General features: G+C 75.1%; 14 protein-coding genes. 5 read left to right on the top strand and 9 right to left on the bottom strand.

All coding sequences use genetic code 11. The features are described 5' to 3' along the window. The first annotated feature begins 110 nt into the window (after window positions 1-110). The gene (locus ACI794_RS14255; RefSeq protein ID WP_456616678.1) at window positions 111-1,586 is read left to right on the top strand and encodes a sugar transferase; all 1,476 of its coding nucleotides are present in this window, start codon (window positions 111-113) and stop codon (window positions 1,584-1,586) included. Here the strand turns inward: ACI794_RS14255 and ACI794_RS14250 are convergent. Continuing rightward, entirely contained in the window at window positions 1,580-2,698 is a 1,119-nt protein-coding gene (locus ACI794_RS14250; RefSeq protein WP_456616677.1) for a glycosyltransferase family 4 protein, read from the bottom strand. The two genes, ACI794_RS14255 and ACI794_RS14250, sit on opposite strands and share 7 nt — an antisense overlap. Beyond that, the gene (locus ACI794_RS14245) at window positions 2,695-3,531 is read right to left on the bottom strand and encodes an ATP-grasp fold amidoligase family protein (RefSeq protein ID WP_456602905.1); all 837 of its coding nucleotides are present in this window, start codon (window positions 3,529-3,531) and stop codon (window positions 2,695-2,697) included. Before ACI794_RS14245 ends, ACI794_RS14250 begins: the two co-directional genes overlap by 4 nt. Before the next feature lie 252 nt (window positions 3,532-3,783). On the opposite strand from ACI794_RS14245, the gene ACI794_RS14240 reads away from it, so the two are divergent. Further along, window positions 3,784-4,581, top strand: a complete 798-nt coding sequence (locus tag ACI794_RS14240; RefSeq protein WP_456616676.1) for an arsenate reductase/protein-tyrosine-phosphatase family protein — start codon at window positions 3,784-3,786, stop codon at window positions 4,579-4,581. Here ACI794_RS14240 and ACI794_RS14235 read toward each other — a convergent pair. Beyond that, on the bottom strand, window positions 4,578-4,748 hold the full coding sequence (locus ACI794_RS14235; protein WP_456616675.1) for a hypothetical protein: 171 nt from the start codon (window positions 4,746-4,748) through the stop codon (window positions 4,578-4,580). The two genes, ACI794_RS14240 and ACI794_RS14235, sit on opposite strands and share 4 nt — an antisense overlap. A 277-nt stretch (window positions 4,749-5,025) precedes the next feature. On the opposite strand from ACI794_RS14235, the gene ACI794_RS14230 reads away from it, so the two are divergent. After that, window positions 5,026-6,246: a hypothetical protein gene (locus ACI794_RS14230; protein ID WP_456602907.1), complete on the top strand. Its 1,221-nt coding sequence runs from the start codon at window positions 5,026-5,028 to the stop codon at window positions 6,244-6,246. 60 nt (window positions 6,247-6,306) lie between these two features. Here the strand turns inward: ACI794_RS14230 and ACI794_RS14225 are convergent, their stop codons facing one another. Beyond that, window positions 6,307-7,812, bottom strand: coding sequence for a sugar transferase (locus ACI794_RS14225; protein ID WP_456602908.1), 1,506 nt, complete (start codon window positions 7,810-7,812; stop codon window positions 6,307-6,309). A gap of 142 nt (window positions 7,813-7,954) precedes the next feature. Then, window positions 7,955-9,214 carry a hypothetical protein gene (locus ACI794_RS14220; RefSeq protein WP_456616674.1) on the bottom strand — a complete coding sequence of 420 codons (1,260 nt, stop codon included), beginning with the start codon at window positions 9,212-9,214 and terminating at the stop codon, window positions 7,955-7,957. Between the two features lie 299 nt (window positions 9,215-9,513). Between ACI794_RS14220 and ACI794_RS14215 the strand changes: the two genes are divergently transcribed. Further along, entirely contained in the window at window positions 9,514-10,377 is an 864-nt protein-coding gene (locus ACI794_RS14215; protein WP_456616673.1) for a hypothetical protein, read from the top strand. 163 nt (window positions 10,378-10,540) lie between these two features. On the opposite strand, the gene ACI794_RS14210 is transcribed toward ACI794_RS14215, so the two are convergent. Together ACI794_RS14210 and ACI794_RS14205 are read right to left on the bottom strand one after the other, a co-directional pair. Then, window positions 10,541-11,590 carry a PHP domain-containing protein gene (locus ACI794_RS14210; RefSeq protein ID WP_456602959.1) on the bottom strand — a complete coding sequence of 350 codons (1,050 nt, stop codon included), beginning with the start codon at window positions 11,588-11,590 and terminating at the stop codon, window positions 10,541-10,543. Next, on the bottom strand, window positions 11,587-12,171 hold the full coding sequence (locus ACI794_RS14205) for a DoxX family protein (protein ID WP_456580124.1): 585 nt from the start codon (window positions 12,169-12,171) through the stop codon (window positions 11,587-11,589). The genes ACI794_RS14210 and ACI794_RS14205 overlap by 4 nt, the downstream gene beginning before the upstream one ends. A gap of 152 nt (window positions 12,172-12,323) precedes the next feature. Here ACI794_RS14205 and ACI794_RS14200 point away from each other — a divergent pair, with 152 nt between their 5' ends. After that, window positions 12,324-12,779 carry a hypothetical protein gene (locus ACI794_RS14200; RefSeq protein WP_456602911.1) on the top strand — a complete coding sequence of 152 codons (456 nt, stop codon included), beginning with the start codon at window positions 12,324-12,326 and terminating at the stop codon, window positions 12,777-12,779. Here ACI794_RS14200 and ACI794_RS14195 read toward each other — a convergent pair. Next, window positions 12,766-13,296, bottom strand: coding sequence for a phosphatase PAP2 family protein (locus tag ACI794_RS14195; RefSeq protein WP_456602912.1), 531 nt, complete (start codon window positions 13,294-13,296; stop codon window positions 12,766-12,768). The two genes, ACI794_RS14200 and ACI794_RS14195, sit on opposite strands and share 14 nt — an antisense overlap. A 115-nt stretch (window positions 13,297-13,411) precedes the next feature. Further along, window positions 13,412-13,942, bottom strand: a complete 531-nt coding sequence (locus tag ACI794_RS14190) for a CGNR zinc finger domain-containing protein (RefSeq protein WP_456580128.1) — start codon at window positions 13,940-13,942, stop codon at window positions 13,412-13,414. Between the last annotated feature and the right edge of the window lie 15 nt (window positions 13,943-13,957).

The following is a 13,957-nucleotide window of genomic DNA, read 5'->3' as shown; positions in this document are numbered from 1 at the left end:
GTGTAATCGTGGGTGGGTCGGTGCGTGGACGGTCGTCGCCACGACGACCACACGCACCCAGGGAGTTCGGTATCTCCATGCACGTCACTCACGACCACACCGTTCGTGAGGTGCTGCCGACCACGGGGCGGTCCCGCTTCCCCGGCCTGCGCCGCCTGCGCGGCGAGGGCACCGCGGCGCGCCGGGCCTGGCGCGCCGCCTACGTCCGCAGCATCGTGCTCGGGGACGCCGCCGCCGCCGTGCTCGCGGCCACCATCGGCTACTTCGGCCGGTTCGGCACCGACGTCGACGGCGCGGCCCAGTACTCGCTGTGGGCCGCGCTGGCGATGCCCGTCGTGTGGGTGGCCGCGATGCACATCGGCCGCAGCTACGAGGAGCGCTTCCTCTGGGTGGGTGCCGAGGAGTTCCGGCGGGTGCTGCACGCCGCCGCCGTCCTGCTGGCCGCGGTCGCCGTCGTCTCCTGGGGCCTGGACCTGCGCGTCGCCCGGGGCTTCGTCGTCATCGCCCTCCCGCTGGCGACGCTGCTGACGCTGCTGCAGCGCTACCTGCGCCGGCAGGCCCTGCACCGGGCCCGCAGTGGCGGGACCTTCGAGCAGACGACGGTCATCGTCGGGCACCGCAACGCCGTCGCCTCGCTGCGCGCCGAGCTCGACCGCGCCGCCTACCACGGCTACCGGGTCATCGGGTGCTGCCTGCCGGACGGGAGGGCCAGCGACCGCCCCACCGACTTCGACGGGCTGCCCGTGCTCGGCGGCCTGGACGAGGTCCTGGACGTGGTGCAGCGGTTCGAGGTCGACACCGTGGCGGTCATGCCCTGCCCCGAGCTGGACGGGCCGTCGCTGCGCCGGCTCGGCTGGGACCTCGAGAAGACCGAGGCCGAGCTGCTGCTCGCCCCCGCGGTCACCGAGGTCGTCGGCCCGCGGGTGGCGATCCGCCCCGTGTGCGGCCTCCCGCTGCTGCACGTCGAGCGCCCCGAGCTCCGCGGGGTGCGCCGCCTGGCCAAGACGGCGGTCGACGCCTCGCTGGCCGCCACGGCGCTGCTCCTGACGCTCCCGCTGTTCCTCCTCATCGCGCTGGCCCTGAAGACGACCAGCCGCGGGCCGGTGTTCTTCAAGCAGACCCGCGTCGGCCGCGACGGGCAGACCTTCTCCATGCTCAAGTTCCGCAGCATGGTCCACGGCGCGGACAAGATGTCCGAGGTGCTCGAGGCCGACAACGACGGCAACGGCGTCCTCTACAAGCGCAAGGTCGACCCGCGCGTGACCCGTGTCGGGCGGGTGCTGCGCCGCTACTCCCTCGACGAGCTGCCGCAGCTGCTCAACGTGCTGCGCGGGGACATGAGCCTGGTCGGCCCGCGCCCGCCGCTGCCCAGCGAGACCGAGCGCTACGGCTTCGACATGCGCCGCCGCTTCCTGGTCAAGCCCGGCATCACCGGCCTCTGGCAGATCAGCGGGCGCTCGGACCTCTCGTGGGACGACTCGGTGCGCATCGACGTCCGCTACGTGGAGAACTGGTCCTTGAGCTTCGACATGATGATCCTCTGGAAGACCCTCGGCGCCGTCCTCCGCGGGCGCGGGGCCTACTGACCGCCGGCCGCCGTCCGCCAGCACGCGCGGATGTCGGCGTACATGGTGCGGGCGTCGAAGCCCGCCGCCCACGTGTCGTAGGCCGCCCGGGCCATCCGGTCGCGCAGCTCGGTGTCGGCGAGCAGGCGCCGCAGGTGCTCGGCGAGGGCGTCGACGTCGCCGGGGGGCACGAGGAACCCGTTGGCACCGTGGGCGACCAGCTCCTCCATGGCGCCCACGGGCGTCGTCACGGCGGGGATGCCCCGGGACATCGCCTCGATGACCACCATCGGCAGCCCCTCGGCGTGGCTGGGGAGGGCGAGCAGGTAGGCCCCGCGCAGGAGCTCCTGGGCCGCGGCCCGGGGCAGCGACCCCGCGTAGGTGAGGCGGCCCGGGCTCGCCCGGACCGCCGCCTCCACGAGCGCGACGACGCGGGGGTCGGCCGGCGGGCCGGCGAGCACCAGCTCCACGTCGGGGAGGTCGCCGAGCTGCGCGAAGGCGCGCAGCAGCTCGGGGACGCCCTTGGACTCGTCGATGCGGCCCAGCAGGACCACCCGCCGGGGGCGGTCGGCCGGCCAGGGCGTCGTGGGCGGGGCGCCGTCGGCGACGCCGTTGTGCACGACGTGCACCCGCCCGGCGGGCACCCCTAGCTCCTCGGTCACCAGCCGGGCCCAGGGCCCGCCGAGGACGACGACGTACGCCGCCCGGTCGAAGAAGCGTTCGATGCGGCGCCGCGCGGCGGGGGAGACGGCCTCGAGGAAGCCTCGGTACCCGGCGCCGTGCAGGTGGATGCCGTACGGCAGGCCGCGCAGCGTGCACGCCCGCGCGACGGCCATCTTCCGCCAGGTGCTGCCGCGGCTGGCGACGTGCAGGTGGACGACGTCGGCGCGGGCCGTGGCGGTGGTGAGGAGGGTGCGGGCGAAGTTGACCGCCCGCCGCGGGGCCCGCCCGATGCCGCCGGAGTCCACGACCCGCAGCGCCACGGGCGCGCTGGTCAGGCCGTTCTGCGTCTCGAGCTCGGCGACGACCGACGCCATCCCGCCGGGCTGGCCGCCCGTCGGGCCGACGCTGAGGACGCGCAGCGCGCCCCCGTCGTCGCCGGTCGTGCCGTCCCGCGTCGTCCCGGTGCTCACCGGGCCGCGACGTCGTCGAGGTCGGGGAGGGTCCACTGCTCGCCGAGCCAGGCGTCGAAGCTGGGCGGCTCGAAGGGCAGCACGCCCCCGCCGGGGTACGGCGTGTACTCGCTGAACCAGATGACCCCGTCGACGTTGTAGAGGTCGACCCGCATGAAGTCGAAGGGGCGGGCGAGCACCTCGGCCGCGTGGTTCAGGGCGGCGAGGTTCTCCGGCGGCGGGCTCGGCTCGCCGCTGCCCAGCGCGGTCGCGATGCGCAGCGGCTCCCACTCGGCGGTGTAGAAGGTCCGCGAGTGCTGCCTGGTGAACCGGCCGGTGTCCACCGACATCGCGGCGATCTTGCCGTCGAACATCAGGTACTTGTAGTCGTCGGGCGGGGTCACGCCGTCGCCGATGGCCTCCTCGACGACGTAGAGCGGCCGCGCCTGGCTGTAGGCCCACTCGCCGAGCAGCACGCTCTGGTCGTCGCGGAGCCAGTTCTTCGTCGCCGCGATCGTGCGGGCGTCGACCGACTCGTCGGCGCGGCCGAAGTGGACCAGGCCGCTGCGGTGGTTGGGCTTGAGCACCCACGGGCGGTCGAACATCCGGCCGGCGACCTCGGTGAGATCGGTGCCGGACCAGAAGGTCTCCGGTACCGAGATGCCGGCCTCCTCCTGCACCTGCGTCGCGTGCTCCTTCATCGCCAGCTTGTCGCACGTCCAGGCCAGCAGCGGGCGCCGGTCGTGCATGATCCGCCAGTTGATCTTCTCGCCGAAGGTCTGCGGGTCGCGCAGACGCGGCAGCCTGCCGTGCCCCGCGAGGTAGAGGTACCGCCGCCGGAGGGGGAGGGGCATGAGCCCGGCGACCCTGCGGTGGGCCGGCTGGAAGAAATGTCGGAGGCTCTCGTTCAGGCCGCTCCGGGGCATCCTGACCCCTTCTAGGTGTGAGACGTGGGCACGCCGGCTGGTGTCCGCTGGGGACGCCCGATCCGGGGCGTCAGGTGTCGCGGCGAGCCTAGTACCCGGTGCGGGCCAGGGCCTTTTCCCCGTGCGCCATCACCCCATCGGAGGTGTCGGGCGGCGGCCGGCACCGATCACACTGGCGTCGTGCCCGCCCTGGAGAGCCCCCCACCGCCCGTCACCGTCCTGCTCGTGTGCACCGGCAACATCTGCCGCTCTGCCCTCGGGCAGGGGCTGGGACGGTCCTACCTGCGCGAGCACCTCGGCGCGGCGGCCGACGACGTCCGACTGGTCAGCGCGGGCACGCGCGCGGTCGCCGGTTCGCCGATGCACCCCCGCAGCGCGCTGGTCCTGTCAGGGTTCGGTGGCGACCCCGAGGGGTTCGTGGCCCGGCAGCTGGAGCCGGCGATGGTCGACGAGGCCGATCTCGTGCTCACCCTGACCCGCGACCACCGCCGCGACGTCCTGGGGCTCGCGCCCCGGGCGCTGGCGCGCACGTTCACCCTCCGGGAGGCCGCGGCGCTGCTGGGCGCGCTCGGCGACCGGCAGCCGGAGGGGGAGGAGTTCGCCGACCGGGTGCGCGGGCTGGTGTCCGCCCTGGCGGCGGCCCGTCCCGGGCGCAGCGGCGGGGATGGCGACGACATCGGTGATCCGATCGGTCGCTCCCTGGAGGGCCACGAGGCGGTGGGCCTGGCCGTGTCCGAGGCCCTGCTGCCCGTCCTCACCGCCGTGCTGCGGTTGCACCCGGCGGTCGATGCCGCGGAGCTGCCGGATCCGGTCGCGAGCGCGTCGCACATCCACCCGGGCGGCGTCCTGGGCCTGTCCGGCGACCCGGAGGTCTGGCCCGAGCCGGTCCCGCTCGACCACCGCTCCGCCGGCCCGGGTCCTGCTCGGCGCGCCTTCGGTGCGCTCGGCCGCCGCCGGCGGGCCGGCTCGGGCTCCTAGCGGGGAACGGGCGGGGAGGCGGTCCACTCCGCGGAGACGAAGTCCGGCACCGGGGCGGTCTCCGTCGCCTGCCGCCGGTCGGCGGTGCGGACCGCCCGGCCGATGCCGAGCGCCAGCAGCGCCGCCAGCGTCGTCCAGGCGGTCAGGAGGACCAGCACCCACGTCATGGGCCCTTCCTAGGGGCCTCGACGCGCCGCGGGCGGGTCCGACGCGGGCAGAAGCTGCCGAAAAAGTCCATCCCCGCATGTGTGGGTATCCGTGCTGGTCGGGGCGCGAGTCGCTTAACAGAACCGGTGACGACTCGCCGTGCGGCCGAGAAAATTCACTCGAACGGGCTTGGCGTTATGGAACCGTGACGCTACCTTCAGCGGCGTGTCACGAAACGCTCACCGACAGTGGCGAAGCATCCGACCCCGTCGCCGGCGGCGCATGTCGCGCCGACGCATGACGCAGCTGCTCCTCGCGCTCGTCGGCATCCTTCCCCTCAGCTATCCGCTCGTGCAGGACGGAGGGTCCGACGCCGTCGCGACCCCGCCGGCGGTGGAGTCCCGTGACTCCCGCCCCGCCGCGCAGCCGCCCACGAGCCCCCCCGCCCCTGACGTGGCGCCGGCCGGCGAGGTCCCCGTGGACCAGCCCACCGCCGGCACGCCGACGGAGGAGCCGACCGCGGTGGCCGGTTCCCGCTCCGGCACGAGCCCGGCCTCCACCGGCACCACCACCCCGGCCCCGGCGGCTCCGAAGCCGACCACGGCCACCCCGACCCCGACCACCCCGGCCGCGACCACCCCGAGCACCCCGGCCACCCGCGCGACGACCCCGTCGACCGGCGCCCTCAGCTGGGCCCCGCCGGCCGGCTGGGAGAGCTACCCGGTCCACAACGTCACCCCGAGCAACTCGGTCACGACCATCGGGGCCAGGAACGGCGACGTCCTGATCAAGCTGCCCGCCGACCGCCCGGCCGGGCCGATCACCATCGCCAACTGCCGCAACGCCGTCATCATGGGCGGGCAGATCACCGTCGCGCCCACCGCCCGCTTCGGCAACGACGACCAGCGCGCCATCTACGTGCACAAGTGCACCGGCACGGTGCACATCGAGGGCGTCCTCATCAACGGCAACGTCCCGGGCTCCCAGGCCGACGGCATCGCCGTGAACGCCCCCGAGGCCACCGTGCAGATCCAGAACGTCCGCATGGAGGCCCTGCGCGGCACCTACTCGGTGAACCACGCCGACGTCTTCCAGCCGTGGGGCGGGGTGCGCGAGTACCGGATCGACCGGCTCAGCGGCACGACGAACTACCAGGGCATCCAGGTCCGCCAGGACCTCGGCGCCATCGGCAAGGGCACGATCCGGAACACCAACGTCGGCAGCTCCGGGGTGACCCCCGTCGAGCGGGGCGGGCAGTTCATCCGCATCGACTGCAACACCTACCCGCTGGCGCTGGAGAACGTCTTCATCGACCCGCGCGTCGGCCGCGACATGGGCTACAGCGTGTGGCCGCAGACCGACGACCGCAGCTGCCCCGCGAAGATCAGCAACGGCGTCGTCTCGTGGCCCTCGATCGGCAACCTGAGCGGCACGCTCACCCAGGGCAAGCCCGCGTCGGGTGACTTCGTCCCGGCCGGCTCCGTCGGCATCGGGTACGTCTCTCCCGGCTACCGCTGACCTGACCGCTCGAGGGGGCGGGTGCCGCGCAGACGCGCGGCGCCCGCCCCTTCGTCGTCCCTAGTAGGCGCCGCGGCCGGTGAAGACCGCCCCCACCGTCCGCCAGAGGATCATCAGGTCCAGCGTCAGCGACCAGTTCTCCACGTAGTGGATGTCCAGCCGCACCGAGTCGGTCCACGACAGGTCGGAGCGCCCGCTGACCTGCCAGAGCCCGGTCAGACCGGGCTTGACCACCAGCCGGCGGTGCATCTCCACGCCGTACCGCTCCACCTCCGAGGGCAGCGGCGGCCGCGGCCCCACCAGCGACATCTCGCCCCGGAGGATGTTGAGCAGCTGGGGCAGCTCGTCGATCGAGTACCGCCGCAGCGTCCGGCCCACCCGCGTCACGCGCGGGTCCTGGCGCATCTTGAACAGCACCCCGTTGCCCTCGTCCACCGCGGCCAGGCGGGCGACCTGGCGCTCGGCCCCGACGTGCATGCTGCGGAACTTGAGCATGGCGAACCGGCGGCCGTCCCGGCCCACCCGCTCCTGCCGGAAGAGCACCGGCCCCGGGCTGTCGAACCGGATGGCCAGCGCGGCGGTCACGAGGACCGGCGCCAGCAGCACCAGGAGCAGGACCGCGCAGGTCCGGTCGAACGTCTCCTTCACCAGCAGGTGCAGGCCGCGCAGCTCGGGGCGCTCCATCTGCAGCAGGGAGAGCCCGCAGACCGGGCGCACCCGGATGCGGGGCCCGACGACCTCCGAGACCGACGGCGCGAGCAGCAGGTCGGCCTCGGTCTTCTCGAGCTCCCAGCCCAGCCGGCGCAGCGCCGCGCCGTCCAGCTCGGGGGAGGGCAGCACGGCCACGGTGTCGACCTCGTACCGCTCGACGACGTCGACGACCTCACCCAGGCCGCCGAGCACCGGCAGCCCGCCGGGGCCGCTGCTGCGGCCCGAGCCGTGCGGCATGCAGTAGCCGATCACCCGGTAGCCCTGGTCGGCCTCGCGGTGCAGCTGCTCGCGGAGCGCCGCGACGCCGTTGCGGTGACCGACGAGCAGCGTCGTCTGCTGGAAGCGGCCGTGCGCCCGCTGGCGGTGCAGCCAGGAGCGGTGCGCCTGGCGGTGGGCGAGGGTGAGCAGGGTGGCGAGCGGGAGGGCGACGACGACGAAGCCGCGGGCCACCTCCAGCTTCAGCCCCCACGAGACCGTGCCCACGATGGCGAGCAGCAGCGCGGCGGCGAAGAAGACCCGGCGGAACTCCTCCGGGCCCTCCCAGAGGTAGCGGCTCTCGTAGCTGCGCGCGACGACCATGGCGAAGACCCACACGGCCGGCAGGGCCACGGCGATGGCCAGGGAGGCGTTCGTGGCGCCGACGTCCGGCGGGGCGAAGCGGGCGAGCAGACCGCTCCCGGCGGCCGCGCTCGCGCAGAGGGCGTCCCAGACCACCAGCCGGCGGACGTAGGGACCGCGCCACGCTCGCCGCGCGGCGGTACCGGCTCCCCGCAGCGGATCCGGCCGCGGCAGCCCCGGCAGCGGCGCAGACGGGTGCTGGGTGAGGTGTTCGGACGGAATGGCTTCACTGCTCATCGCGTGAGTTCCCTGCGGTGCGAACGGCGATCCGGCGCCCGGTGCGGAGAAGCGCACCGGGAGAGGTCGCGCGCGTGCGGGTCATGGACTGGTCGACGAGCCGATCGAGGGACCGGCGGGGCAGGACGAGGGGGTGCGCCCGTCAGTCGGGGCTGGCACCCGGCTCGTCGATGCGGCCCAGGAGGGCGGCGTCGTGCCCGCGAGCGGCCCGGATCGAGCCGACGAGGAAGGCGGGGAAGCCCGCGTCGAGCACCGCGAGCGCGGCGTCGGCGTGATCGGTGTGGCCGGTCCCGCACGACCCGCCGCCCGACACCGAGGCCGAGGCGGGGCCGCCGGGGGCGGACGCCGGCACCGGTGCGACCGGCGTCGCCGGAGGAGCCGGGGGAGCAGGTCGGCGGACCGGTGGCGCGCGCTCCGGAGCAGGGTCGTCCGCCGGTGCGGCCGTGGCGAGCCCGGTTGCGCGGACCACCGCCGCCCCGCCGCCCGACGGAGGCGTCGACGAGACGGTGACGGCGCCGGGCTCCGGGCAGGGGGCCGTGAGGGTCGTGACCGGCGACGGGGCCGCGATCAGCGCCGCCTCCACAGCAGTGACCGAGACCGTGACCGTGAGCAGAGTCGGGCCGGCCGACTCGTCGGCCGCCGCGGGATCGGCGGGCGCCGGCTCGGTCTCCTCCGTGCCCTCGGCGGGCAGGTCGGCGGGCACCTCGGCGGGAGCGAGGGGCTCGGTGACGGGGACGTCGGTCGACGCGGTGCCGGTGGAGGGGGTGTCGGTGGCCGGCGTCTCGACGTCGGCGGAGGTGTCGGTGGCCGGGGTCTCGACGACGGCGGGGGTCTCCGTGGCCGGGGTCTCGGTGGCCGGGGTCTCCGCGGCGGGGGTGTCCGTGGCCGGGACGTCGGTGACGGGGGCCGGCTCCGGCGGGACCTCCGCGGCGGGCGGCGGCTCGGGCGCGGCCGGGACCTCCTCCGCGGGCGGCTCCTCGGCGGGCGGCTCCTCGGCGGGCGGCGGGTCGGTGACCGGCGGCGGGTCCGCGGGTGCGGGCGGGGGGTCGGCGGGCGCCGGCGGCGGGGCGGCCGGCACGGTCGGGGGCGGGTCGGCCGGCACGGGCGGCGGCTCCGCGGGGTCCGGGGGCGGGTCGACGGGCGCACCCGGAGGGGGACCGGCCGCGTCGTCGGGCGGCGTCGTCCCCTCACCGGCCGGCTCGACGACGGAGGTGTCGCCCTCCGGGGGCTCTCCGGCGTCGGCAAGCGCCGCGTCGTCGGCGGTGGCGCCGAGCAGCGCCCAGGCGCCCAGGAGCAGGAACGTGGTCACCAGCAGGCGCCAGGACCAGCGGGCGGGTCCGGCCGGCGGCGTGCGGAGGCCGCGCGGCTCCCGCGCGTGGCCCCACGGCCGACCGATGGACATGCGAACCCCCTGTGGCTCCTCTCGAGGACACCTTCGGCCCGAAGTGTGGGTGAGGGGAACCGGGCCCGGGTGGCGCGCGGGTGAACAGCGGCCCCGTGCGGCCCGGCCTCACTCTCGGTGACCGGAGGGAGTCGGAACGGCGTCGCCCGGTGGCCGATGAACGGGGGGCTGGCGCCGCTGCACGGACGCGAGGCCCTGCGGCGCCACCTCGCCGGTCCCAGCTGACCCCTCCGCCCCGCTCGTGGCGACACGCGGGCTGGAGGGTCAAGTTCTGCCGCCGCCGTGCCGATGATCAGCGCGTGTGGTGGGCCTGGATCGTCGGCGGACTGGTCGTCTGGACGGCGATCGCCGTCGTGCTCGGGATCGTGATCGGCCGGGTCATCCGGCACGCGGACCAGCAGGAGGCGTCCGTCCCGGCGGGCCGAGCCCCCGCGACCGCCCCCGCGACCGCCCCCGTAGCCACCGCCGCGCGCACCCGCCGCCGCGCCGTCCCGCTGCCGCCGGTCGGGATCGGGCTGGCCGCCGCCGCGGTGGTGCTCATGGCCACCGGCTTCGTGCTGAGCCTGAACGGGGCCACGGGCCCCGCCGCCCAGGCCCTCTCCATGGACGCCCCGCTCTCCCTGCCCCGCCTGTTCGTGGCCGGGCTCTTCGCCGTCGCCGCGGTCGCCGCCGTCGCCGGCGCCGCCCGCAACCCCGGCCGCCGCACCTGGTGGCTGGCCGTCGGGCTGGTCTCGGCCGGCATCGCGTCGGTCAAGGCCGGCGGGACCGTGCACGCCGACGCGATGGCCCGGCTGGACGCCGCCGTCGGCCGGCCCGCGGCCATCGCCCTCAGCGCGCTCGCCGCCCTGGCCGTCGTGGGCGCCCTCTTCTTCCTCAGCCGCACCGAGCGCCGTGACCGGCGCCGGGTGCTGGGCAGCCTCGCCGGCTACGGCGTCGCCGCCGTCGGCCTCTCGGCCCTCTCCGCCCTCGCCCCCGCCTCGCTGCGCGTCGCCGCCACCTTCGTGGAGGAGTCGGGGGAGGCGCTGGCCGGCGTCGCGCTCCTCATGGCGGTCCTGGTCGGTGTCGCGCCGCGCCTGGTGCTGCCCGCCGACTGGGCGATGCGCCGGGCGGACGACGCCTACGGTCTGGAGCCGGTCGCGCCGCTGGAGAAGCCGGCCCGCTGAACCAGGGGCCCGCGGCGTCAGCGCGCGGGCCGCTCGTCGGTCGCCTGCCGCCTCCTCGGGGCGCCCCGGGCCCCGTCGTCGCGTGCGGAACGAGCCATCCCGACCCCTCGGATCCGGTCTGCCGCCGCGCGTGATCGAGGCGGACGCTGCGGGGAGCGAGCCGTCAGCCCGCGGTCCAGGCGAGCAGGTCGTCGGCGGTGCGTGTGTTGATCACGCGGTCCACCGGGACGCCGCACTCGACCGCCCGCTCGCAGCCGTTGGACTGCCAGTCCAGCTGGCCGGGCGCGTGCGCGTCGGTGTCGACGGCGAACTCGCAGCCGAGCTCCACCGCCAGCGTGAGCAACCGCCGGGGCGGGTCCAGCCGTTCGGGGCGGCTGTTGATCTCCACCGCCGTGCCGTGCTGGACGCAGGCCGAGAACACCGCCTCGGCGTCGAACCGGCTCTCCGGCCGCGGCTTCTGCGTGCCGTTGCGCTGCCGGCGCCCGATGACCAGCCGCCCGGTGCAGTGTCCCAGGACGTCGGTGTGCGGGTTGGCGACGGCGGCGAGCATCCGCGCCGTCATGGACCGGGCGTCGGCGCGCAGGTCGGAGTGGACGCTCGCGACGACGACGTCGACCCGGCCCAGCAGCTCGTCGGTCTGGTCCAGGCTGCCGTCGACGTTGATGTCGCACTCGATGCCGGTGAGGATCCGGAACGGCGCCAGCTCCTCGTTGAGCGCGGCGACGACGTCGAGCTGCTGCTCCAGCCGCTCGGGGCTCAGGCCGTTGGCCACCGTGAGACGGGGGGAGTGGTCGGTGAGCGCCAGGTACTCGTGACCGAGCGCCATCGCGGCCTCGGCCATCTCCCGGATCGGGCTGCCGCCGTCGGACCAGTCGGAGTGGGCGTGCAGGTCGCCCCGGAGCGCGGCGCGGAAGGCGGCGACCTCCTCGGCGGCCGGCAGCTCACCGGCGTACGCCTCCTCCAGCGACGCCAGCGCCTCGGGTACCTGGCCGCGGTGGGCCTGCGCGATCGCCGTCGCCGTCTTCGGGCCGATGCCCTTGAGGTCCTTCAGCGTGTTCGTGCGGATGCGGCGGTCCAGCTCGGCGTCGTCCAGGGCGTCGACGATCGCCGCGGCCGTCCGGTAGGCGGCCACGCGGTAGCTGGCCTCGCGGCCGCGCTCCAGGAGGAAGGCGATCCTCCGGAGCGCGGCCGCGGGTGGGAGCGGGGTGCTCAGCTGAACACCTTCAGGGCTCCCTTGCCGGTCTTCTTGCCGGCCTTCTTGCCCGCCGTGCGGGTGGCCTTCTTCTGCGCCTTCATCGCGCGCTTGGTGGCCTTCTCGTAGTTCTTCTCCGTGACGTCGGCGGCACGCTTCGCGGCCCGGCGCGTGCGGTAGCCCACCGACGGCTTGCCCTCGGTGTCGACGGCGGCCAGCAGCAGGCCGCCGAAGAGGCCGGTGTTCTTGACGAAGTTCGAGATCTGCCCGAACTGCTCCGTCGGGTCGTCGTGCTCCCAGAAACGGTGCCCGGCCAGCGTGGTGGGCACGATCGAGGCCGACAGGACGATGGCCGTCAGCCGCGGGAACTTGTTCAGCGCGAACAGCGTGCCGGCGGCGACCTTGATCGCCGCGTCGGCCTTCACCCACTGCTCGACGTCCCGGGGCAGCTGCACCGGCAGCTGCTTGTCGGCGGTCTCGGCGATCTTCTCGACCACCGGGCGCGCCCCCGCCACGCGGTCCTGCGGCTTGCGCAGGGTGCTGATGCCTCCGTAGATGAAGGGGGTGGCGAGCAGGGGCCGCGCGATCCGGCGAACCAGCATGGGGAACCTCTTTCCTCGGAGGGTCTGGGGGCAGTCGCACGGTGCACTGCCCCGAAGATCCACCCGGCAATCACCGGGGTCGCACGGGCGGGGCCGGCGGCGGGCGCCCGAGGGTCAGGTGTCCCGCGCGGCGCGCCGGGTAGGCCCGGGCGATGTCCTCCTCCGGTCTCTCCTCCCTGCTCGGCCGCGGCGTCCTCGCCGGCGTCGCCGGCACCGTCGTGATGACCGCGTTCCAGAAGCTCGTCGAGATGCCGCTCACCGGGCGGTCGGCAAGCTTCGCGCCCGCGCAGATGGCCGAGCGGGTGCTGCCGGTGCACCCGTCGACGCAGTCGGGGCGCACCGCCCTCAACTACGCCTCCCACTTCTCCCTCGGCGGCATGTGGGGCACCGCGCACGCGGTCGCCGCCCGGTGCGGCCTCCGTGGCCAGAAGGCCGTCAACGCCGTCTTCGCGGTGGTCTACCCCGCCGACGTCGCGCTGGCCACCGCGCTCGGCGTCTACGCGCCCCGCACCTGGACGGCGCAGGACTGGGCGATCGACGTCGGGGAGAAGTACCTGCAGGCGCAGGCCACCGGCTTCCTGTTCGACCGGTTCCTCACTCCGGCCTGAGGTCACGGAGGCGCCGCGCCGACGCGGCCACCGCGCCGCCCACCGCCAGCCCGGCCAGCACGTCGCCGGGGTAGTGCACGCCGACGTGCACCCGCGAGTAGCCGATGCCCAAGGCCAGCGGGGCGAGCGCGGCGCCGGCGGCAGGCGACTCCAGCGCCATGCCGGTGACGAACGCGGCGGCCGAGCCCGAGTGCCCGCTGGGGAAGGACAGGCTCCCGGGCTCGCGGCGCAGCCGGCGCTCGGTGCGCAGGTTCTCCAGGTCGGGGCGGACCCGGCCGAAGAGCGGTTTGAGGACGGCGTTGACCAGCGCGCTGGTGAGCGCCATCGCGGCGGTGCCGTGCAGTGCGCCCCGGCGCAGCCGACCACGCCGTCCGCCCAGGGCCAGCGCGATCAGCAGCCAGAGCTTCCCGTGGTCGGCGGCGGTCGAGAGCCGGCGCAGCCACCGGTCGGCCGGGGTGGTGGGCAGCTCGCCGATCCAGGCGTGCAGCCGCGCGTCGAGGTCGCGAGGGAAGCGCACGCCCGGACGCTAACCACCCCGGCCACGATCAGCTCACCTGATCGTCGAGCGTCCTCCCTCACGGTGGGCGCTGAGGGAGGACACGCCATGATCAGGTTCCCTGATCATGGCGGGGTCAGCTCTTCTGGCGGGCGCGGTAGGCGGCGACGGTCGACCGGCTCGCGCAGGTGTTGGAGCAGTAGCGGCGGCTGGCGTTCCGCGAGGTGTCGACGTAGACGTCGTCGCAACCTTCGGCCGAGCACACGCCCAGGCGCTGCCAGCCGTGCTGCACGACCACCTGCGAGAGCCCCATCGCGACCGTCGTCGTCAGCTGCTCGAGGGCGGGGGCGTCGGGGCGGGCGTAGTGCAGGTGCAGCTCGCCGTCGTGGTCGGTGGCGTAGGGCCGGGGGCGGGCCAGCGCGAGCAGCTCGTTGAGCCGGGTGAGGACGTCGGCCTGCGACTCGGCCAGCGCGACGGCGCGCACCAGCCGCGCGGTGACGGCGGCCTTCTCGACGTCGGAGGAGCTGAGGTCCAGCGACGTCCCGGCCGTGAACCACTCGCCGTGGGACGCCAGGAACAGCGCCACACCGTCGTCGGGCTCGAGGTCGGCGTTGGCCAGATCGATGGCCAGCTCGACCGCGGTCGACCCGTAGGTGTCGTAGTCCAATTGACTCCCTACCGT

Source organism: Blastococcus sp. SYSU DS0541 (assembly GCF_054050875.1).
The sequence above is the reverse complement of the archived record's forward strand: the minus strand, read 5'-3'. Positions and strand labels throughout refer to the sequence as shown.

What these genes read in the sequence shown, in the direction of transcription:
- ACI794_RS14245 (WP_456602905.1), bottom strand. Translation starts at nt 3,531, where the DNA reads ATGCCCCTCCCCCTCCGGCGGCGGTACCTCTACCTCGCGGGGCACGGC.
- ACI794_RS14235 (WP_456616675.1), bottom strand. Translation starts at nt 4,748, where the DNA reads ATGACGTGGGTGCTGGTCCTCCTGACCGCCTGGACGACGCTGGCGGCG.
- ACI794_RS14230 (WP_456602907.1), top strand. Translation starts at nt 5,026, where the DNA reads ATGACGCAGCTGCTCCTCGCGCTCGTCGGCATCCTTCCCCTCAGCTAT.
- ACI794_RS14225 (WP_456602908.1), bottom strand. Translation starts at nt 7,812, where the DNA reads ATGAGCAGTGAAGCCATTCCGTCCGAACACCTCACCCAGCACCCGTCT.
- ACI794_RS14220 (WP_456616674.1), bottom strand. Translation starts at nt 9,214, where the DNA reads ATGTCCATCGGTCGGCCGTGGGGCCACGCGCGGGAGCCGCGCGGCCTC.
- ACI794_RS14205 (WP_456580124.1), bottom strand. Translation starts at nt 12,171, where the DNA reads ATGCTGGTTCGCCGGATCGCGCGGCCCCTGCTCGCCACCCCCTTCATC.
- ACI794_RS14200 (WP_456602911.1), top strand. Translation starts at nt 12,324, where the DNA reads ATGTCCTCCTCCGGTCTCTCCTCCCTGCTCGGCCGCGGCGTCCTCGCC.